The organism is Streptomyces sp. NPDC059255 (assembly GCF_042752355.1).
Lineage (GTDB): Bacteria > Actinomycetota > Actinomycetes > Streptomycetales > Streptomycetaceae > Streptomyces.
Map to the genome: position 1 here is coordinate 172575 of NZ_JBHYZP010000009.1, position 19800 is coordinate 192374.

The window sequence follows — 19800 nt, forward strand, 5'->3', positions numbered from 1 at the left end:
GATGCCGTAGGCGGTAGCTGAACCCGCTCGGCCGTCGGGCACCCTTCGTGACCTGGGTGCCCGTCGGCCGGGCTTCGGTATCCGCGAAGGGAAGAGCCCATGCGCAAGGCGTATTTCGACGGCACCCACCGGACCCTCCATCCCGACCAGACCTGGGAGGCGATCCGGCCGCTGCTGAGGGCGTACGGCATCACCCGCGTCGCCGACGTGACCGGCCTGGACGACCTGGGTATCCCGGTGACCATGGCCGTCCGCCCCCTGGCCCGCACTCTGTCCGTCGCCCAGGGCAAAGGCGCCACGTTGGCCGCCGCCCGGGTCTCAGGGGCAATGGAAGCGATCGAGGCATGGCACGGCGAGCGGGCCGTCCCGACCGCCGAAGTGCGGGCCCCGGCCGACGGCTTGGACCTGCCTTATCCGGTGACCGCCCTGGAGAGCCATCCCGGATCTCTGGTCACCGGTCGGACGGTCCTGGACTGGATCACCGCACGTTCGGCGCTGGACGGCGAACCCGTGTTCGTTCCGGCGGCGTGCGTGCAACTGGGCCGTGAAGCCCACGGCAAGTGGCGGCTGCACCTGCCCAGCGCGTCCACGAACGGCCTCGCCTCCGGCAACACCCGCGCTGAGGCCGTCGTCCACGCTCTGGCCGAGCTGATCGAGCGCGACACGATCAGCGCTCTCGCCGATGGGCAGGTTCGAGGCCAACTCATCGACGCCGACAGCATCGAGGACGAGCACTGTGCGGCGCTGATCGGCCGGTTGCGGGCGGCCGGGGTCTGGCTGGAGCTGTGGCACTTGCCGAACCGGTTCGGGGTGCCCGTCATGAGCTGCTACTTGTGGCGCGAGGACCAGTCGGCCCTGCTGGTCTCCGGCTCCGGCGCCCACCTGGACCCTCACGTGGCCCTGTCCCGGGCGATCACGGAGGCGGCTCAGTCCCGGCTCACCCAGATCACCGGCAGCCGGGAGGACATCCATCCGGCCGTGTACCGGCCCGCCGTGCACCGTTGCCCCCAGCCCGCCGCAGGTCCCGGTGCCGGATGGACAGAGGCCGCCGCGCAGCACACCACCGAGTTCGCCACGGACGACGGCGACGCTGAGCACTTGGCGGCCCGCGTCGCGGCGGTCATCGGCCATTCCCCGCTCGTGGTGGACCTCACCCACGGACTCCACCAGCGGCGTGAGTTCGCCGTCGTCAAGGTGCTGGCCCCGGCCCTGCGGTACGACGCCCGGCACGTCATCCCCCGACCGGTCCAGGAGGCGGCCGCATGACCGTTCACGTCTTTTGCGGGCCCACCGTGCCTGCCGCACGCGTCCGCGAGGTCGTCCCCGACGCCGTAACCCACCCTCCGATCCGCCACGGCGACCTGATGCGGCTCGCTGCCCGCCCCGGCGACACCGTTCTGATCATCGATGGACTCTGGCACCAGAGTGCCCCGGTGCGGCACAAGGAGATCCTGGCGCTGCTGACCGAAGGCGTCGCCGTGGTCGGCGCCGCCAGCATGGGAGCCCTGCGTGCCGCCGAGCTCGCCCCGTACGGGATGGTCGGCGTGGGCCGCGTTTTCGAGGACTTCCGCAGTGGCGCCCTGGACGCGGACGACGAAGTCGCCGTGCTCCACACCGACGACGGCTTCCCGCTGTCCGAAGCCCTCGTGAACCTGCGGGCGTCCCTGACCCGGGCCGCCGCCGACGGGCAGGTGGGCGACACAGAAGCGGACCGGCTTGCAGACCTGGCTCGCACCCTCCCTTACGCGTCCCGGACGTGGACCGCGTTGGGCCGCCTCGCGGCCGGGGAAGGGTTGGGGGCGGCGTTCAGTCGGGCGGACGTCTGGCGCCGGAGGCATCCCTGCGACGCCAAGAGGGAGGACGCGGAACGCGCTCTTGCCTTGGTTGCCGTCGGCCTGCCTCCGGCCCTCGGCGCCAGGGCATGGGCGGGCGAGCCGTGGCAGACCAGCTTCGTCCGGTACTGGCGGGCGGCCTTCCAACCCGGCGCGGTGGCATGCGGGCAGCCTGTGAGCTTTCTCGCCCTCCTGCACCATCAGCAGCTGTACGACCCGGGGTTCCCGGACCGGTGGCGGGCGCGGGTCCTGGCCGCCCTTTCGCAGGAGACGTGTGACGACGTTTGCCGCCCGGTGCGATCCGCGGTGGTGGAGCGGCGCGCCCTGCGGTTCGCCGCTGCCGAAGGCGTTGAGGTGACACATATGTCCGGCGAGCAGCTCGCCCACTGGCTCACCCCGGAGGAGATGAGTCGGCTCCCGGCCGAGGAGGCGTTGGTCCGGGTCGTCGTCCGCTCCGCCCGCCTGGACGGGGCTTGGACGGTGTGGCCCGCCACGGTGGCCGAAGCGGGGGACCTGATTGGTTCCGTCCCCATGACGGCCGAAGCCGTGGCCGCCGCTTTCGCTCTCAACGCCGAGATCGAGGCGGCCAACCCTCGCCACACCACGGCCCACCTGAGCGCAGACCGCCTCGCCTCTCACCTTGCCCAGCGCTGGGGGCTCTCCGAGGGACGCGGCCGGGCTGTGCTCGACGCGGCGGCCCGGGACCGGGCGTTCCGCGACTTCGCCGGCGCCGTCGAGGTGGCGCGAGCGTTCTACCTCTCCGCCCGTGCTGTGGTCACGGCCCCGTCGGCGTCCTTGGCCGTCGCCGACGCGAGGCAGAGCCCCCGGACCTGAGCAATGGCCAGTGGTACGACGGCGGCGGCCGTGATGATCAGGGCGCCCGTCGCCAGGGTCGTGCGGAGCCCGAACAGGTGGGAGGCGGGACCGGCGAGGAGATAACCGAAGGGCACGGGCAGGATCTGCCCGAGCGTCGAGTAGGACAGGGTCCGGCCGATCCGGTCCGCCGGAATCCTCTCCTGTACCAGCGAGGCCCACACGGTCATGCTGACCGCGAGTCCTGTGCCCGCCACCCCCGTGGCGACCACGAGCACGGGCAGCGGAACGGCCGCCGCCATCGCGACCAGCGGCACCGCCGTCGAGCCGGTTCCCATGCAGACGACGAGTCCGACCTGGCGCGGCTTCCACATCAGCGCGACCGCCGCCCCGGCCACCAGCCCGGCGGTGAAACCGGAGACCACCACACCCCACGGGGCAGCGCCGCCGAGCATCTGCTGTCCATACACCGGGCCGAGGAGCTGGTAGCCGACCAGCCACACGGGAACGATCACGGCGGCCTGGAAGACCATCACCCACAGCCAGCGGCGGGAGCGGAAGTCGTCCCAGCCCTCGCGCAGATCGGCGGTGAACCCCGTACGGACCTTCACGTTCTTCGCCTTGAGGCTGATCCGGGAGAAGAGGAGGGCTGAGGCGGCGAACGTCAGAGCGTCCCATCCGAGGGCCCAGCCAGGGCCGACCACGGCGACCAGCACGCCGCCCAGGGCGGGCCCGGACACTTTCACCGTGTTCTGGCCGATCTTCAGCAGAGCGTTGGCCGCGTGCCGAAGTTCGGACGGAACCACCTCCACGACGATGCCCCCGGCCGCCGGCGTGAAGAAGGCTCCCGCCGCCCCGCAGACGGCTGACATCGTCACCAGGTGCCAGACCCGGGCTGTGCCCGAGACCAGCAGCAGCATCGCCGCCGCCTCCGCGACCGCGCAGACGACGTTGGACCACACCATGACCCGGGCCCTGGGCAGCCGGTCCGCGACGACCCCGCCGACGAGCAGCAGCAGGATCTGAGGCACGACGCTCGCCGCGAGGACCGCGCCCAGCGCACCGGGCCCGCCGCCGATCTGGAGAACAGCGAAGGCCAGACCGATGGGCGCCACGGCCGAGCCGGTCCAGGAGAACAGACGGGCGGTGAAGTGCAGCCGGTACGACCTGACGGTCAGTGGAGCGCCTGCTTCCCGGAACCGGGCCGCCCAGCTGATACGAGGGACGGGCCCCGCTGAATTCCGGTCGTGCAACCGTGCCTTACACAAGATCCAACTCCGCCCGGAGAACACGAAATCCCGGCAGCGAGACGCCACCGGGAAGGTGGTCCCGACTCTAGAGCAACCCGAAGATCGTGTGCCGCAGACGCACCAACAGGAGCCCGGCAGGGCGGCCCGCCCCTCACCCCTTGCTGACCGCCGTCAGGATCTCCGGCAGGCGCCTTGCCGTCTGCGGGGCCGCCAGGCGGAGTCCGCCGAGGGCGATGAGGGCTCCGTACGCCGTGCCTACGGGCAGCAGGAGCCATGAGCGGTCGGCCAGGTCCGAGACGTGGAGCCAGATCGTCAGCGCCAGCACCGGTGCGCAGAGCAGGGCCGCGCCGAGCATGCCGCCGAAGATGGAGATCCAGGCGAGTCCCGCCTGGCCCGGGGCAACGTTCTTGTAGCCGCTGTCCTGCGGGATCGAGTACGGGAAGCGGGCCGACGCCACCGCGCCCGTCGCCAGCATCGCGCCGAGCAGCGCGAAGGAGAGGCCGAGCGCCTCCGGCAGGGCGTGCCAGTTGCCCAGCACGGCCGCCGTGGCGACGGTGACCAGCGCCGAGTACGGCAGCGTGACCACCAGCAGGGCCAGCGCCCGCGCCCGCAGTTCCAGATAGGCGTCGCGCGTCGAGGAGATCGTCAGCGCGACCATCCAGAACGCCGAGGTGTCCTGGCCGAACTGGTTGTACATCTGGATGCCGAGCATGCCGGCCGCGAAGCACGCGAAGTAGATCGTGCCCCTGCCCTGGAGCGCGTTGAACAGCGGCACGATCAGGCCGATCGCCAGCGAGGTCGCCCACGCCGCCTTCGTCTTCGGGTCGCGCCACACGTACCGCAGGCTGCGCTTCATCACCGTGGCCGTACGACCCTCCGGGAACACCCCGGCCAGTACCCGCCCCGGGCCCCGGGCCGCCGCCGTCGCCTCCTTGCGGCCCGGCTGCCCGGCGCCCAGCGTCGAGCCGTCCGGGGCCGTCATCAGCTTCGTCAGCGACCGCTGCCACGCGTACAGCAGCGCCGCGAGCGCGCCCGCCGACAGCAGCAGTTGAGCGGCGGCCCGTCCGTACGCGCCCTCGCTCACCGAGCCGACCGCGCCGAGCGCCGACGCGGGCGGCAGCCACCGGACGGCGCCCGCCACCGGGTCGAGCGCCCCGAGGCCGCCCGCGTCGCCCAGCCGCTGCGCGGCGAAGTTGACGAACTGGACGCCGACGGCGATCACCAGACCGCTCAGCACCGCCAGGTCGCGGCCCTTGCGCGAGGTCAGCAGCCGGATGTTGGCCGCCGCGACGGCCCGCGCGAGCGCGACGCACACCAGCAGCGCCAGCGGTACGGCGAGGACGGAGACCGCCACCGCGCCCGCGCCGTGCGCCGTCGCGATCGCCGAGCCGGTGAGCAGGCAGAGCGTGAACAGCGGCCCGATCCCCACCAGGGACGCCACCAGCAGCGCCCGTACCAGGGGGCTCGGCCGCAACGGCAGCATCACCAGCCGCGTCGGGTCCAGGGTCTCGTCACCGCTCGGGAAGAACAGCGGCATCACCGCCCAGCCCAGGGCGAGCACGGCGGTCAGCAGCACCACCACCGTGTCCGCGTGGGCGGTGTCGCGCAGCAGGACCAGGCCGAGGAACTGCGCCGCCGCGAGCAGCAGCACCACGACCACGGAGGCGATGTACGCGGCGGTCCTGCCGGACGACTGGCGCAGCCCGTTGCGGAGCAGGGCGAGCTTGAGCCGTACGAACACGGGGGTGAGCGCGGGCGCGGACGGTGCGGCGCCTGCACCGCCGCCCGGACCGGCGCCCGCCCCGCCGCCCGCCGCGACCCCGGCCGGGGCGCCGCTCATCGCGTACCGCCCAGCCAGTCGAGGTGCTCCCCGCCGCCGTCGTGCCCCCGCGCGCCGACGAGTTCGAGGAAGGCGCTCTGGAGGGACGGCGCGTCGCCCCGTACCTGCGCGAGGGTGCCGTGCGCGCGGATGCGGCCCGCCGCCATCACCGCGACCCAGTCGCAGAGCGACTCGACCAGCTCCATGACATGGCTGGAGAAGACGACGGTGGCGCCCGAGGCGGTGTAGCGCTCCAGGACGCCCCGGATCGTCTGCGCGGAGACCGGATCGACGCCCTCGAACGGCTCGTCCAGGAAGAGGACTTGGGGGTTGTGGAGCAGCGCCGCCGCCAGCCCGATCTTCTTGCGCATGCCGGTCGAGTAGTCGACGACGAGCTTGTGCTGCGCGCCCGCGAGGTCGAGCACGTCGAGGAGCTGGGTGGCCCGCTTGTCGACCTCGGGTCCGGGCAGTCCGCGCAAGCGGCCGTTGTAGCCGAGGAGTTCGCGCCCGGAGAGCCGTTCGAAGAGCCGCAGCCCCTCCGGCAGTACACCGATCCGTGCCTTGACCTCGGCGACCTCGGCCGGGTGCCGCCAGACGTCGTGTCCGGCGACCACGACCCGGCCCCGGTCCGGGCGGAGCAGTCCGGTGATCATGGAGAGGGTGGTGGTCTTGCCCGCGCCGTTCGGCCCGACCAGCCCGATGAACTGGCCTGCGGGCAGCTCCAGATCGATGCCCGCGACGGCGATCTGTTCGCCGAAGCGCTTCCACAGCCCCTCGACCCGCACGGCCGCCCCGGCGACCGTCTCCGTCGGCGCCCCTGCGACCGCTCCGGTCCCTGCCTCCGTCCGGGCCTCTGCCGCCGCTTCCGTCCCCGATCCGGCGCCCGCGACCGCTTCCGCCGCCGCTTCGGCCCCGGGCCCTGTGATCGCCTCCGCTTCTCCTGGTGCTCGGTCCGGCATGACGCACGACCCTTCCGTGTCCCGTTGATCCCCGATGCCCCTGATATCCCGATCAGGGGTACGGGGGCCACCCTACGTAAGCCGCCCACATCTACCCAGGCCGCGCACGCCCACCCCTACCCGGGCCCCCTACCCGCACACCCCTACCCGGGCCGCCGCGCCCGTACCGCCGCCGCGTCCTGGCCGCACGCGTACGCCAGCGGGCTGATCAGCTCCGCGACATCCGGCAGCCAGCGGTTCGCCTGCGTCGGTCTGCGGGCCCACTGCACCGCGCCCCTGCCGCCCACCCGGGTCGGCGGCGCCGCCACGTACTGCCCCTCGCCGCGCACCACCAGGTCCACCGACTCCGGGTCCCACCCCAGCTTCCGTACGAGGGTGTCCGCCTTCGCCGCCGCTCCCGTCAGCACGAAGAAGACCATCCGCCGGTCCGGGGTGCAGGTCACCGGCCCCAGCGCCAGGGACATCCGCTCCATCCTGGCCAGCGCCAGGAACCCCGCCGACTCCGACACCTCCAGCGCGTCGAAGGCGCGCCCCGTCGGCAGCAGCACCGACGCCCCCGGCTGCTTCGACCACAGCCTGCGCACCGCCGCCGGACTGCCCGTCGCCAGCCCCGCCCAGCCGGGGCCCGTCGCGTGCGCCCCCGGCGCGGCGCACCCCGCCTGCTCGCAGGAGCACCCTTCGCCGCCGGGCACCGGCACCAGCCGGGTGCCGGGGAACACGTCCCAGTGCCGCTCTTCCGCGTACCTCACCGCGCTGTCGAGCAGCAGGTCGCCCCGCTGCCCGGGGACCCGGGCGCCGCCCGTCACTCCAATGGTCTCTTCCACGCAGAGCACAACTCCCGCCACCAGCACGGGTTACGGGCGCGGGACGGCGCGCCGCACCCCTCGATCCCGCACATGGGGCGCATGGATGCAAGTACGGGGGCGCGCGGGAAGGGGTGGAGCGGTACGCGGGTAACCACCCCCAGGGGTCGGACACCATAGGGGCAGCGGGGGGCCGCACACGACCGTTGGCCGGTCGTGGTCACGGGGGTTTCCGGAAAGACCTAGATTATTTGCGTTATTGCCGAACATGCGCATTCTCCGCACATTTGCCGGGCAGTGTTCACAGAGTTGATCACTGCGGCCACAGGGGGTATCCATTGGCAGCCAGGCCACTCGTCGCGCGTCAGCCGAACGAACGGCTCCAGGCGCTCATCCAGGAAGCCGGGTGCTCCAACGCCGGGCTCGCGCGGCGCGTCAACATGGTGGGAGCGGAGCGCGGGCTCGACCTGCGCTACGACAAGACGTCGGTGGCCCGGTGGCTGCGCGGCCAGCAGCCGCGCGGCCGGGCGCCGGGCATCATCGCCGAGGCGCTGGGCCGCAAGCTGGGCCGTACGGTCACGATCGACGAGATCGGTATGGCCAACGGGAAGAACCTCGCCTCGGGGGTCGGCCTCCAGTTCTCGCCGACGGTCGTGGGGGCGATCGAGCAGGTCTGTGAGCTGTGGCGCAGCGATGTCGGGCGCCGCGACTTCCTCTCCGGCTCGGCCGTCGCCTCCTCGGCGCTCGTCGAGCCCAGCAGAGACTGGCTGATCACCGGCGCGGACTCCACGGTCGCGCGCAACACCGGTGCCCGGGTGGGGGATTCGGACGTCGAGGCGGTACGGGCGATGACCCGCGCCCTCATCGAACTGGACCACCGCTTCGGCAGCGGCCATGTCCGGCCGGTGGTCGTCCACTACCTGAACAGCGTGGTGGCCGGGCTGCTCGCCGGCTCGTACCGGGAGACGGTCGGCCGCCGGCTCTTCGCCGCCGTGTCCCGGCTCACCGAACTGGCCGGGTACATGGCGGTCGACACCGGCCAGCCGGGGCTCGCCCAGCGCTACTACATCCAGGCGCTGCGCCTCGCCCAGGCCGCGGGGGACCGGGGGTACGGGGGGTACGTCCTGGCCGCGTCCATGAGCCATCTCGCCGCCCAGCTCGGAAACCCTCGCGAGATCGCCCAGTTGGCGCGGGCGGCGCAGGAGGGGACGCGCGGTCAGGTGTCGCCGCGCGCCCAGGCGATGTTCCACGCGGCGGAGGCGCGCGGCCACGCGCTGATGGGGGACACGCGTACCTGCGAGACCGCGGCGGGCCGGGCGATCACGGCGCTGGAGCACACGGACGACGGCGCGGGGGAGGACCCGGAGTGGATCGAGCACTTCGACCACGCCTACCTCTCCGACGAACTGGCGCACTGCTACCGGGATCTGGGCCGCCCCGACGCGGCGGCCCGGCACGCGGAAGCGGCGCTGGAGGGCCATCCGGAGTCGCGCGCGCGGCGCCGGGCGATCGGCCTCGTCCTGCTGGCGACGGCGCAGGTCCAGCAGCGTGAGGTGGAGCAGGCCTGCCAGACCGGCACGCGCGCGGTGGAGTTGCTCGGGACGCTGCGCTCCAGCCGGGGGGCGGAGTATCTGGAGGACCTCCAGCAGCGGCTGGAGCCGTACGGGGACGAGCCCGCGGTACGGGAGTTCGGGGCGCGGCTGGAGATCCAGGCGGCCTGAGACCGCCGGCCCGGGGACTCCGGTGTTCCGGGCCGCCCGGTGGGGGACCGGGCGGCGGGTTGCGTGGGGATGTCGTGGGGGCGCGGTGTGGACACCGTGCCCTCGGCCAATTGAGCTGGGGTGTCCGCGACTTCACGCCTTCTACCAGCGTCTTCGCAGGCCGGGGTGTTACCTGCCCGACATCGGCCCGACGCGCGTGTTCGAAGGCGCGATTCACCCGGTAGCGTGAACCGATGATTCGGTAGGCCAGACGTTCCACACGTAGGAGTCCCGGTGACGCACAGCGGACAAGGGGATGAGCCGCAGTATCCCGCCGCTCGGACCGCGCACGAAGGCGTCGTGCTGCCCAGTGACGGCAGCGCGCCCCTGATCCCCGGCTCGGTCGACCGGACGCCGCCCGGCCAGGCTGTCGGGGGTCCGTCCGCGCTGCCGCCGACCGGCCCGCAGCAGCCGGGGCACCAGCAGCCGGGGCACCAGCCGCCGGGTGCTCAGGAGTGGGGGCTGCCGCCGCAGCAGCCGCAGCAGGCGCAGCAGGCGTACGGGCAGGATCCGGGCGCCCCGCATGCGCCCTACGGCGCACAGGGCCCGGCGCAGGGGTACGGGGCGCCGGCGGGAGCGTCGCCGTACGACCAGCCCTACCAGCCGGCGTATCCGCAGGCCGGACCCCAGGGCGGCCAGGGAGCCTACGGTGCGTACGGCGGGCCGGAGCCCACGCCGTCGTACGGGGCACAGGGGGGCGCTCCGTACGGCGCGCCGCAGCCCCCGCCCCAGCCGTACGGGCAGCCCGTACCGCAGTCCCAGGGGCAGCCGCTGCCCCAGCCGCACGGGGAGTCGCAGCCGTACGGGGAGCCACAGCCATATGGGAGTCCCCAGCAGCTCCAGCAGCCTCCGCACTTCCAGCAGCCCCCGTCGTCCCCGCAGTACGGCGAGCCGCTGCCTCAGGCGCAGCCGCAACCGCACTCCGGGACGCAGGGCGGATACGGGCAGCCGATGCCGCTGCCCGCCGAGACGCCGGCGCCCGCGCCCGGCAGCGCGGACGCCACGCAGTTTCTGCCGCCCGTCTCCGCCGTGCCCGGCGGGCCCGCGGGGGGCATGGGGGATTCCGACGCCACCCAGTTCATCCCGCCCATTCCTGCCGTCCCGTCAGCCTCTCCCGCCTCGCAGGGGCCCGGGGTGCTGCCGCCCGAGGCGCGGGACAACGCGGCCGACGCGACCCAGTTCCTGCCGCCCGTCCCGGCGGCGCCTGGTTCGGACTCGGAGGCGACGCAGTTCATCGCCCCCGTCCCCGCGGGGGCCCCGGCCCCCTCTCCGTACGGTGTACGGCCCGGCGCCCCCGGTGACCGCCCGCCGCCCGCCGAGTTCGACAACCTCTTCCGCGCGGACGGCCCGGGCGCCCCGGAGTCCACGCAGAAGATGCCCCGGATCGAGACCCAGGCGCCGCCCGTCGGCGGCCGGCGGGCCGCCCGGGGCGGCGGGGCCGGCAACCAGCCGCAGCCGCAACCCCAGGCCCAGGCCAGGCCCCAGGCCCCGTTCCCGTCGCAGTCGCACGCGGACCACGGCGGTGGTGGTGGCCGCCGCAAGTCCTCACGGGCCCCGCTGATCGCCGCCGTCACCGCCGGCATCGTCGTGCTCGGGCTGGGCGCGGGCGCGCTGATGAGTGGCGGGGGCGACGACACGTCCAAGGACGAGAGCAAGACGGTGGCGGCGACGACCTCGCCCGAGGCCACCGGGTCGTCGGAGGCCCCGGCGCCCCCGGACCCGGTGAAGACGCAGGCGGCGGAGCTCGACAAGCTGCTCGCGGACAGCAGCAGCAGCCGTCAGACGGTGATCAACGCCGTCAACTCCATCAGGTCCTGCGACAACCTCGACCAGGCCGCCACCGATCTGCACGGCGCCGCCGAGCAGCGCCGGGGACTGGTGACCCGGCTGGACGCGCTGACGGTGGACAAGCTGCCGCAGCACGGCGAACTGACCTCCTCCCTCACCGACGCGTGGGAGGCGTCCGCCTCCGCCGACGACCACTACGCGGAGTGGGCCAAGCAGGTGGGGAAGAAGAAGGGGTGCAAGGACGGCCAGGCGCGGGTGACCTCAGAGCGTTCCAAGGGCGACCGCGCGAGCGGCGAGGCCACGGCCGCGAAGCAGAAGGCGTCGGGCCTGTGGAACAGCATCGCGACGGAGTACGACCTGACGAAGCGCGCCCCGACGCAGCTCTGACGCCGAGCACGCCGGGACGGGGGCCGTACGGGCGGGCGGGGAAGTGGCGCGCCCGCCCGCCCGTACGGTTACCGGTGCGATTCCCCCAGCAGCGTCTCGCCCACGCTGACGAATCCTTTCCGCTGGCTCACCAGACGCCCCTGCCGCACCACCTGGAACGTCACGTCCCCGTTGATGATCCGGGGGAAGTTCGGCGTCCCGAGCATGTCCTCGTACCGCCAGCGCAGGGTCGGCGTGAGGCCGCCGGTGTTCACCTCCAGGCCCCGGTCCAGGGTGTCCGTGATCCGGCCGGTGGTGATCTCGTCCGCGCCGATCGACTCGACGACCTTCTTCAGCACGGTGTACGCGATCCACGTGGTCTGTGCCCCCGGGTCCGCCGGGTCGATGTCGTTGTCGCCGAAGGCGTACTTGTCGATCACGCCGCGCATCTGCGCCCACGCCGGGTCGTTCGCCACCGGGTACCAGCCGGTGAAGTACGCGTTCTCGAAGATCCCGTCCTTGCCGCCCGTACGGTCGACGAGCGACTGGTCGACGCTGCCCAGCACCGAGGAGACCCGGATGTTCCGGCCGTCGTCGGGGAGCCTGCGGTAGGAGTCGAAGAAGGTCTCCGTACGGTCGCCGAGCACCGCCGTGACACAGCCGCCGTCCCCGGCGCGCTCGCGCGCCGTCCTGGCCTGCCGGGTGTAGTCGGTGGCGTCCTCCGCCGCGCGGACGTCGGAGACGGAGCCGCGACCGCCCTCGGCGAGCCCGGCGTCCATCAGCTCGGGCAGGTCGTCGCCGGCGATCGTGTCGGGCCGTACCAGCGCCGTCCGGTCGCAGTTGCGCGCGACCTGCCGGCCGCTGCCCGCGAGCAGCGTGGCCACCCCGCCGTTGACGGGGTAGGAGAGGAAGCTCGTGAACTCCTCCTCGCTGATGCCGTACCCGCCGATGTACGGGATGCCCGCGGCCTCCAGCGGCGCCATGAACTCACGGCCGAACTGGCTGTACGAGCCGACGACGGCGACCGCCTTCTCCTTCACGGCCCGGCGGGCGCACTCGGCCGCGCCGGCCGAGTCGTTGCGTTCGTTGCAGGTCAGGACGCGCAGTTCGTGGCCGTCGATGCCGCCGGAGGCGTTGACCCAGGCCGCGTACGCCCGCGCCATGGCCGGCATACCGGGCAGGTTGGTGGCGTTGCTGCCGATCGGCGCCCAGGTCATGACGGTGACCGCCGCCCGGGAGCCGCCGGGGTCCCCGGGCAGCACACCGCAGCCGGAGAGGAGGGTGGCGAGGGCGAGCAGCGCACCGCTTCTCGTGCCGCGCGTGCCCCGCGTACTGCCCGTGCTGTTCCTACTTCTCGTGCTTCTCGAACAGAGATGTCGCGCGCCGGACTGGAAGGGGCGGAGGGAGGAGAAACGTCGCCGACCGGTCATAGCCATGCACACTTCCGCGCCACGGGTAATAGCGGAGTGAGCACGGGTCAACGGTGGGTGACGTAGAGGTGAATAGCAGGGGCCCTGGGTGACCTCGCCCGGCGGACCGTAAAGTCGGTGATGTGCAGCAAGGTTCCGAGAACTCTTCCCGTCGTGCCCGTCGCTCCCCCACCATGGGCGGCATGCCGCTCAACGACATGCCGTGGTGGCGCTGGCGCAGCAATGTGCGCTCGGCGCTGCACATGCTTTCCGATCCCGTCTTCCACCAGGAGTACTGGCTGGCCGGCCGCGAGGGGTACGGGGACGTCACCGACGCCGTGTACCGGCTGGTCGAGGACACCTGGCTCGACAACTGGTCCGCCGAGAAGTACGTCGGCACGATATTCCGCGACTCCGGCGAGGCCGCGCTCGTCGACGTCGCCGTGCTGCGGGTGCTGCGCATCATGCACCAGGTCGGCGCCGACGCGCCCGTCTCCGCCTATCTGGACCACCACGGCTGGCCCGAGGCGGTCCGCGCGGCCCGCGAGGCGCACATACGGCTGGCGGCGGGCGACGGGGACGACCCGGACGCCCTGCCGCAGACCCTGGACGTGCTGCGCGTCATGACGCGCTCCGGCTGAGCGGGTACGGCGATGTGGGATCCTTTGTGGTCATGAGCACCGCCGCGCAGCCACCCGCCTCGCCTGCCCCGTCCGGCCGCACCGACCGCCGGGACGGCACCGACGGCCGGAACGGTACCGACCAGTACGTGCTGACGCTGTCCTGCCCGGACAAGCAGGGCATCGTGCACGCCGTGTCGAGCTACCTCTTCATGACCGGCTGCAACATCGAGGACAGCCAGCAGTTCGGGGACCACGACACCGGGCTCTTCTTCATGCGGGTGCACTTCTCGGCGGAGGCGCCGGTGACCGTGGAGAAGCTGCGGGCGAGCTTCGCCGCGATCGGGGACTCCTTCCGGATGGAGTGGGCGATCCACCGTCCCGAGGAGAAGATGCGGATCCTGCTCATGGTCAGCAGGTTCGGCCACTGCCTGAACGACCTGCTCTTCCGGGCGTCCACCGGCGCGCTCCCGGTGGAGATCGCGGCCGTCGTCTCGAACCACACGGACTTCGCCGAGCTGGCCGCCTCGTACGACATCCCGTTCCACCACATCCCGGTGACGAGGGACACGAAGGCGGCGGCGGAGGCGGAGCTGCTGGAGCTGGTCCGGGCCGAGGAGGTGGAGCTGGTCGTCCTCGCCCGCTACATGCAGGTCATCTCCGACGACCTGTGCAAGCAGCTCAACGGCCGGATCATCAACATCCACCACTCCTTCCTGCCGAGCTTCAAGGGCGCGAAGCCGTACCACCAGGCGCACGCGCGGGGCGTGAAGCTGATCGGCGCGACGGCGCACTACGTGACCGCCGACCTCGACGAGGGCCCGATCATCGAGCAGGAGGTCGAGCGCGTCGGCCACCAGGTCACGCCGGAGCAGCTCGTGGCGATCGGCCGGGACGTGGAGTGCCAGGCGCTGGCGCGCGCGGTGAAGTGGCACGCGGAGCACCGGATCCTGCTGAACGGCCACCGCACGGTCGTCTTCGCCTGAGTTCCGGCGCCGGGCGGCAAGGGTGGGCCGTGCTCGGACGCCGGACTGCAGCAGTGCGCCGTGCTCAGAGACGGCTCATCGCCGCCGCCGCGAACAGCACGTCCCTGATCGCCTCGCGGTCGCCGTCCTGCCCCGCCGCCGCGTCCTCCGGCGAGACACGCCCGGCCACCACCTGGCAGAACTCGACGGCGTCGAGCGCGACCTGGCCCACGGACAGCTCCCGGCAGCCGACCGCCGCCGGGGAGTCCAGCGGGATGTACCAGTCCCCGCCGCCCGCGCCCTCGACCAGCAGATGCAGCGACCGGCCGGGCGAGCCCGCCGCCACGAGCTGCCGCGCCGGGCCGGCCAGCCCCGCCCGGCGGCGCAGCGCGAGGGCGCCCGGGAGCAGCCGCGCGCCGAGATCGATCATCGAGTGGAGATGGGGCCCGCTCGGCGGCCGGTACGGATAGGCCACCGCCTCCGCGATGTCCGTGCCGTGGATCCAGCACTCGAAGGCGCGCTCCAGCAGCGCGTCACGCAGCGGAAGGGCGAATTCCCCGTACGTCACGGAGAGTTCGGCCACGCCCCGGCCGGCGAAGGAGACCGTACGGATCAGGGCGTGGCTCTGCTCGCGCCAGGGCTCGTGGAGCGCCCGGGTGGGCGGCGGCGCGGCGGAGCGCCAGAAGGTCTCCGTACGGTCGGTCGGGTCGACGGGCGCGCCCTGGCCGACCGGGTCGTCGAGGCCGAGGGCGGCCGCGACCACGCCGTCCACGGTCATGAGGTGGCCCATGACCCCGGCGACCGTCGTCTTGCGGAAGGTGGTCCGGTCGTCCGCGAACCACTGGAGGCGTACGGGCGCGTGCCAGTCCTGGGAACCGATGTCGCGCAGCAGCGCGTCGAGCCGGGCGGTCTCGGCGTCGTACGGGGCGGCCCAGCCGGGCACCGGGACGCGGGCGGGGCGGCGGCCGAGGCACTCCTCCAGCACACGGGAGCGCAGCCGCGGGTCGAGGTCCAGGTTCCCCTCGGCGTGCAGCAGCCCGACGGCGTCGCGCAGCCGCAGCGCCTCACCGGCGCAGGGCGCGCACTCGGTGAGGTGGTCCTCGACGAGCCCGGTCTCGGCGGCCGAGCAGGCGGAGAGCGCCCAGGCGCCGAGGAGTGACTTCAGCACCTTGTGGCTGAGCCGGGGCGGTTCCGGCGCGGGTTCCGACAAGGTCTCCGGCTCCGGCTCCGGCTCCGGCGGGTCGAGGTCGTCGCCGGCCGCCCTCGGGCCGGGTATCCGGAGGAAGAGCGGCGGTTCGTCCGGTTCGCGGCCGTCGTGGGAGCCGCCGTCCAGCGGGCCGGTCACAGCGAGCGTCCGTTTCCCGGCGGCGGGAGGTCGTCCCCGGCCCGGCTGCTGGCCGTGGAGAGCAGTTGCAGACCCAGCCGCAGCCGGCGGCGTGCCTCGTCCTCCGTGACGCCCAGGTCCTCCGCCGTCTGGCGGCAGTCCCGGCGCTGGAAGTACGCCAGTTGCAACGCGCTGAGCAGCGGCTTCGGCATCGACCTGACGATGTAGTCCGCCCGGGCCGCCGCCGAGGCCCGGCGGATCTTCTGCTCCAGCTCCTCCGCGGAGCCCTCGCCGCTCGCCTCGAACGCCTCGCGCTCCGTCTCGCGGAGCTGCCGTACGGCGAGTTCCTGTGTGACGTTCGCCACCCAGGAGCGCAGGGAGCCCTGTCGGGGATCATAAGTGTCCGGGTTTTCCCAGACGTGACCGAATACGTCGCGGGTGACGCGGTCCGCCGCCTTGTCGTCGTCCAGCACGCGGTGGGCGAGGCTGTGCACGAGGGACGCGTACCGGTCGTAGAGCTCACCGAGCGCCGCCGCCTCACCCCGCGCGAGCCGCTGCTGCATCCTGCGGTCCCAGCGGGGCGGTGTGTTCTTCGCCATCCGACCCCCAGCCCTGTTCCTCTGGCTCTCGTGGTTCCCCGTGCCCGTCCGCTCTGCCTCTTTGTCCGTCCCCGCCACCGGCTTCCGCCACCATGATGCCGAAGTCCGGGCCGTGAGGGGCTCGACCGTCCCATCGAATGTAGTGGGCACCACGGGCAGCGCACGCCCCTTTGGGGTAAGTGCGCCCTTACCGCGCCCTGCGACGTTTCGGCTCGTGGCGAAGGGGCAGGCGCGGTCGGGAAGCAATACTTCCGGATCGTCCCATCCGTCGAGGAGAAGGGCATCAGACGCGTGACGCTCAAGGTGAACGAGTCCGACCGGGGTGCATGGACGGTGCTGCACATCACCGGCGAGCTGGACATCGTGACCTCGCCCGAGGTCCGTCAGCGGGTCCACGACGCGGTGGCCGAGGGACAGCACGCACTGGTGCTCGATCTCTCGCAGGTGTTCTTCTGCGATTCCAGCGGTGTCGGCGTCCTGATCGCCTCCCGCAGGCTGCTCCACTCCTGCCGGGGCAGCCTCCGCCTCATCCTGCCCGCGCGGGGCTCGGAGGAGGGCTCGCACGTCAACCGCGTCCTCGCGGCGCTGGGCGTACGCCGGCTGTTCGAGGTCTTTCCCGATGTGCCGAGCGCCGTCGACGTCGACGCGCAGCCGCTGTCGGCGTAGTGGCGCCGGTGCCCTTCGGCGTGGCCTCCGTACCCCTCCGCGCCCGCGTCAACTGCGCTTTCTCCGTACGGCTTCCGGGCAAGCGGGCACACGGCGCCCCTCGGTCGTCGTACGCTCCGGGCATGGACAGCGCAGAATACGAGGGCAAGATCGCCTCCAGGTTCGCGGCATTCGACCAGGACGGCAGCGGTTACATCGACCGGGAGGACTTCAGCGGGGCCGCGGCGGCGCTGCTCGCCGAGTTCGGCACGACCGCCCGCTCCGACAAGGGGCAGGCGCTCTACAGCGGGGCCGAGGCGTTCTGGCAGGGGATGGCCGGGATCGCGGACGTGGACGGTGATCAGCGGGTCAGCCGCCAGGAGTTCGTCACCGGCGCGGTGAAGCGGCTGCGTGACAACCCGGAGCGGTTCGCGGAGATCGCCCGGCCGTTCCTGAGCGCGGCGATCGCGGTCGCGGGCGGGGCCGGCGCGGCATCCGGCGACGGCCGCACCGTGACCCCGGCGGCGGCCGAGCGGGCGCTGCGGGTGCTGGGCGTCGAGCCCGAGGCGGCGGTGCGGGTCGCCCGCGAGCTGGACGCGGACGGCGACGGGCGGATCGGTGAGGCGGAGATCCTGAAGGGGTTCGCCGCGTACTACGTGACGCCGGAACCCTGATCGGGCCGGGGCGCGCCCGGATCCGACCGTACGGAAAGCGTTGGCCTCAGCCCTCTGATGCGTCACCGTGCGTGGCGGGAGGGCGGCCGGCGCGGTCGATACCGGGTTGTGTCCTTACGGTTCGCCGTCACGCGCCGGAGTCGTGACCCGGCTCCGGTACGCTCCGTCGGGTGCGAGAGGTAGTGAGGCGCGAAGCGCGCGGTGGTGCCGTTACGGCGGTGCCCGCGTCGGGTGTGTGCGCCGCTCGGGCGCCGCGAGTGCGCCGTGCGCGCCGGTGTTCGACTCCCCTCAGCGTGCGTCGCACAGTATGCACCACGCCTACTCCTTCGCGCTGGAATATGCCCGAAGCGCTTGTTGTGGTGACTGTACGTCAACCATGCTGTCTCGCAAGGGAATCACGTTCGGTGATCTCGTCGAGAACCCTGTCGAGGCGCGAGGCGATGTGTCCGCCGGTTCGGATGGTGTGAGCGGTGCAGGTGCTCCAGGTTCAGTTGGAGATCGGGCCCGACCCCGCGGAGGTGGGGCGGGCCCGCAGATGGGCCAGATCCAGGCTCGTCGGTTCGGGCATGGGGGATGACGAGCCGGTCGCGGAGACGCTGATCCTGCTCATCTCCGAGCTGGTCACGAACGCCGTGGTGCACACCGGCTGCCCTGCCGTGCTGCGGATGCTCTTCGGCTCGGGCGCGGCGGAGGCGGGCACCGTCCGGGTGGAGGTCGCCGACATCAGCGCCTGCCCGCCGCGCCCCCGCCACGCGGCCGGCGAGGACACCAACGGCCGTGGCCTGGAGCTGGTCGACGGCCTCGCCGACCGGTGGGGGTGGCAGCCGGAAGGCGCGGGCAAGCGGATCTGGTGCGAGGTGGACCGGGGCGCGCCGGACACCGCCGCGGAAGACTCCCCGGGCAGGTCGCAGGCGTCCGGCGCACCGAGCGCCCACGGCCCGGTCCCGGGCTCCGGCACCGGTGGTTACGGCGCCGCCGCGGGGTACGGCCCGGCGCCGTACCAGCCGTCGTACGGCATCCCGCGCCCGGCGTAGCCCGACGCCCGGCGGAGCACGGCCGGTCGGCGGGGGCGCGGTCGGCCGGCGGGGCCTATCGCCGGTCGCCGGCCATGGCACCGGAGTCGGTGCCGGTGGCGGCGCCCGCCCGGAACGTACGCCGGTACACCGTCGGCGGGACGCCCAGCGCCGCCTGGAGATGCTGCCGCATCGACTGCGCCGTACCGAACCCGCAGTCCCGTGCCACCTGATCGACCGACAGGTCCGTCGACTCCAGCAGATGACGGGCCCGTTCGACCCGCTGCCGCACCAGCCACTGCCCGGGACTGACGCCCGCCTCCTCGCGGAACCGGCGCGTGAACGTCCGTACGGACATGGACTCCCGCTCGGCCATGTCCCGTAGCTGGATGGGCTCGTGGAGGCGGGTGAGCGCCCAGGCGCGCGCCGCGGTCGTGGTCGCCGCCTGTGGTTCGGGGACGGGCCGCCGGATGTATTGTGCCTGGCCGCCGTCCCGGTGCGGTGGCACGACCGTCCGGCGCGCGACCTCGCCCGCGACCGCCGTGCCGTGGTCGCGGCGCACGATGTGCAGGCAGAGGTCGATCCCGGCGGCGACCCCGGCCGAGGTGAGGATGTCGCCGTCGTCGATGAACAGCACGTCGGGGTCGACCGCGACGCGCGGGAACAGCCGCTGGAAGTGGGCGGCGGACGACCAGTGGGTGGTGGCGGGCCGCCCGTCGAGGAGCCCGGCGGCGGCCAGGACGTAACCGCCGGTGCAGATCGAGACCATGCGGGTGCCCGGCCGGACATGGGCGAGGGCGGCGGCGAGCTCCTCGGTGAGGACGCCGTCCGTGTGGACGGGGCCGAGCTCGTACGACGCCGGTACGACGACGGTGTCCGCGGTGGCGAGCGCCTCGGGCCCGTGCTCGACGAGGATCGAGAAGTCGGCGTCAGTGGATACGGGGCCCGGCGCCCCAACGGTGCAGGTCACGACCTCGTACAGCGGCTCCTTCGCGGCACTGCGGGCGCGGCCGAAGATCCGCTGCGGGATGCCCAGCTCGAAGGGGATCACACCGGGGAGGGCGAGCACGGCGACGCGGTGCGCGGGGTCCCTGTGGTGCGGGCCGTGCGGGCGGTGCGGCGGTGGGTGAGGCATGGCCCGATCCTAGCGAAGGGTGTCCA

17 protein-coding genes are annotated in these 19800 nt (G+C 73.0%); 9 read left to right on the forward strand and 8 right to left on the reverse strand.

The genetic code is table 11. The features are described 5' to 3' along the window. Positions 1–99: 99 nt before the first annotated feature. Both ACFXKG_RS14575 and ACFXKG_RS14580 read left to right on the forward strand, forming a co-directional pair. Positions 100–1266, forward strand: a complete 1167-nt coding sequence (locus ACFXKG_RS14575; protein WP_384837455.1) for a YcaO-like family protein — start codon at positions 100–102, stop codon at positions 1264–1266. Further along, positions 1263–2666 carry a TfuA-like protein gene (locus ACFXKG_RS14580; RefSeq protein WP_384837457.1) on the forward strand — a complete coding sequence of 468 codons (1404 nt, stop codon included), beginning with the start codon at positions 1263–1265 and terminating at the stop codon, positions 2664–2666. The genes ACFXKG_RS14575 and ACFXKG_RS14580 overlap by 4 nt, the downstream gene beginning before the upstream one ends. On the opposite strand, the gene ACFXKG_RS14585 is transcribed toward ACFXKG_RS14580, so the two are convergent. The 4 genes from ACFXKG_RS14585 to ACFXKG_RS14600 all read right to left on the reverse strand — a co-directional run bounded on the left by ACFXKG_RS14585 (position 2585) and on the right by ACFXKG_RS14600 (position 7506). Beyond that, positions 2585–3913 carry an MFS transporter gene (locus ACFXKG_RS14585; RefSeq protein WP_384837461.1) on the reverse strand — a complete coding sequence of 443 codons (1329 nt, stop codon included), beginning with the start codon at positions 3911–3913 and terminating at the stop codon, positions 2585–2587. The two genes, ACFXKG_RS14580 and ACFXKG_RS14585, sit on opposite strands and share 82 nt — an antisense overlap. A gap of 133 nt (positions 3914–4046) precedes the next feature. Then, complete coding sequence (locus ACFXKG_RS14590; RefSeq protein ID WP_384837464.1) at positions 4047–5735, reverse strand: transporter; 1689 nt, start codon at positions 5733–5735, stop codon at positions 4047–4049. After that, positions 5732–6673 carry an ABC transporter ATP-binding protein gene (locus tag ACFXKG_RS14595; protein ID WP_384837466.1) on the reverse strand — a complete coding sequence of 314 codons (942 nt, stop codon included), beginning with the start codon at positions 6671–6673 and terminating at the stop codon, positions 5732–5734. Before ACFXKG_RS14595 ends, ACFXKG_RS14590 begins: the two co-directional genes overlap by 4 nt. 143 nt (positions 6674–6816) lie before the next feature. Continuing rightward, the gene (locus tag ACFXKG_RS14600; RefSeq protein ID WP_384837555.1) at positions 6817–7506 is read right to left on the reverse strand and encodes a bifunctional DNA primase/polymerase; all 690 of its coding nucleotides are present in this window, start codon (positions 7504–7506) and stop codon (positions 6817–6819) included. Positions 7507–7814: 308 nt separating this feature from the next. On the opposite strand from ACFXKG_RS14600, the gene ACFXKG_RS14605 reads away from it, so the two are divergent. Continuing rightward, positions 7815–9197 carry a transcriptional regulator gene (locus ACFXKG_RS14605; RefSeq protein ID WP_384837469.1) on the forward strand — a complete coding sequence of 461 codons (1383 nt, stop codon included), beginning with the start codon at positions 7815–7817 and terminating at the stop codon, positions 9195–9197. A gap of 339 nt (positions 9198–9536) precedes the next feature. Then, on the forward strand, positions 9537–11411 hold the full coding sequence (locus tag ACFXKG_RS14610; RefSeq protein ID WP_384837472.1) for a hypothetical protein: 1875 nt from the start codon (positions 9537–9539) through the stop codon (positions 11409–11411). Between the two features lie 68 nt (positions 11412–11479). On the opposite strand, the gene ACFXKG_RS14615 is transcribed toward ACFXKG_RS14610, so the two are convergent. Next, entirely contained in the window at positions 11480–12820 is a 1341-nt protein-coding gene (locus tag ACFXKG_RS14615; RefSeq protein WP_384837558.1) for an ABC transporter substrate-binding protein, read from the reverse strand. A 182-nt stretch (positions 12821–13002) separates the two neighbouring features. Between ACFXKG_RS14615 and ACFXKG_RS14620 the strand changes: the two genes are divergently transcribed. Further along, positions 13003–13440 (forward strand): hypothetical protein, encoded by a 438-nt coding sequence (locus ACFXKG_RS14620; protein ID WP_384837475.1) that lies wholly within the window; start codon positions 13003–13005, stop codon positions 13438–13440. Between the two features lie 32 nt (positions 13441–13472). Next, entirely contained in the window at positions 13473–14405 is a 933-nt protein-coding gene (gene purU, locus ACFXKG_RS14625) for a formyltetrahydrofolate deformylase (protein ID WP_384837478.1), read from the forward strand. Positions 14406–14469: 64 nt separating this feature from the next. Here purU and ACFXKG_RS14630 read toward each other — a convergent pair whose 3' ends face one another. Then, on the reverse strand, positions 14470–15729 hold the full coding sequence (locus ACFXKG_RS14630) for a maleylpyruvate isomerase N-terminal domain-containing protein (RefSeq protein WP_384837481.1): 1260 nt from the start codon (positions 15727–15729) through the stop codon (positions 14470–14472). After that, entirely contained in the window at positions 15726–16307 is a 582-nt protein-coding gene (locus tag ACFXKG_RS14635) for an RNA polymerase sigma factor (protein WP_384837484.1), read from the reverse strand. Before ACFXKG_RS14635 ends, ACFXKG_RS14630 begins: the two co-directional genes overlap by 4 nt. 291 nt (positions 16308–16598) lie before the next feature. On the opposite strand from ACFXKG_RS14635, the gene ACFXKG_RS14640 reads away from it, so the two are divergent. The 3 genes from ACFXKG_RS14640 (at position 16599) to ACFXKG_RS14650 (ending at position 18660) form a co-directional block, all read left to right on the forward strand. Further along, positions 16599–16973 (forward strand): STAS domain-containing protein, encoded by a 375-nt coding sequence (locus ACFXKG_RS14640; RefSeq protein ID WP_382886726.1) that lies wholly within the window; start codon positions 16599–16601, stop codon positions 16971–16973. A gap of 122 nt (positions 16974–17095) precedes the next feature. Beyond that, entirely contained in the window at positions 17096–17626 is a 531-nt protein-coding gene (locus ACFXKG_RS14645; protein WP_382886427.1) for an EF-hand domain-containing protein, read from the forward strand. A gap of 470 nt (positions 17627–18096) precedes the next feature. Next, the gene (locus ACFXKG_RS14650) at positions 18097–18660 is read left to right on the forward strand and encodes an ATP-binding protein (protein WP_384837488.1); all 564 of its coding nucleotides are present in this window, start codon (positions 18097–18099) and stop codon (positions 18658–18660) included. 55 nt (positions 18661–18715) lie between these two features. Here the strand turns inward: ACFXKG_RS14650 and ACFXKG_RS14655 are convergent, their stop codons facing one another. Next, on the reverse strand, positions 18716–19774 hold the full coding sequence (locus ACFXKG_RS14655) for a GlxA family transcriptional regulator (RefSeq protein ID WP_384837491.1): 1059 nt from the start codon (positions 19772–19774) through the stop codon (positions 18716–18718). Positions 19775–19800 lie beyond the last annotated feature (26 nt).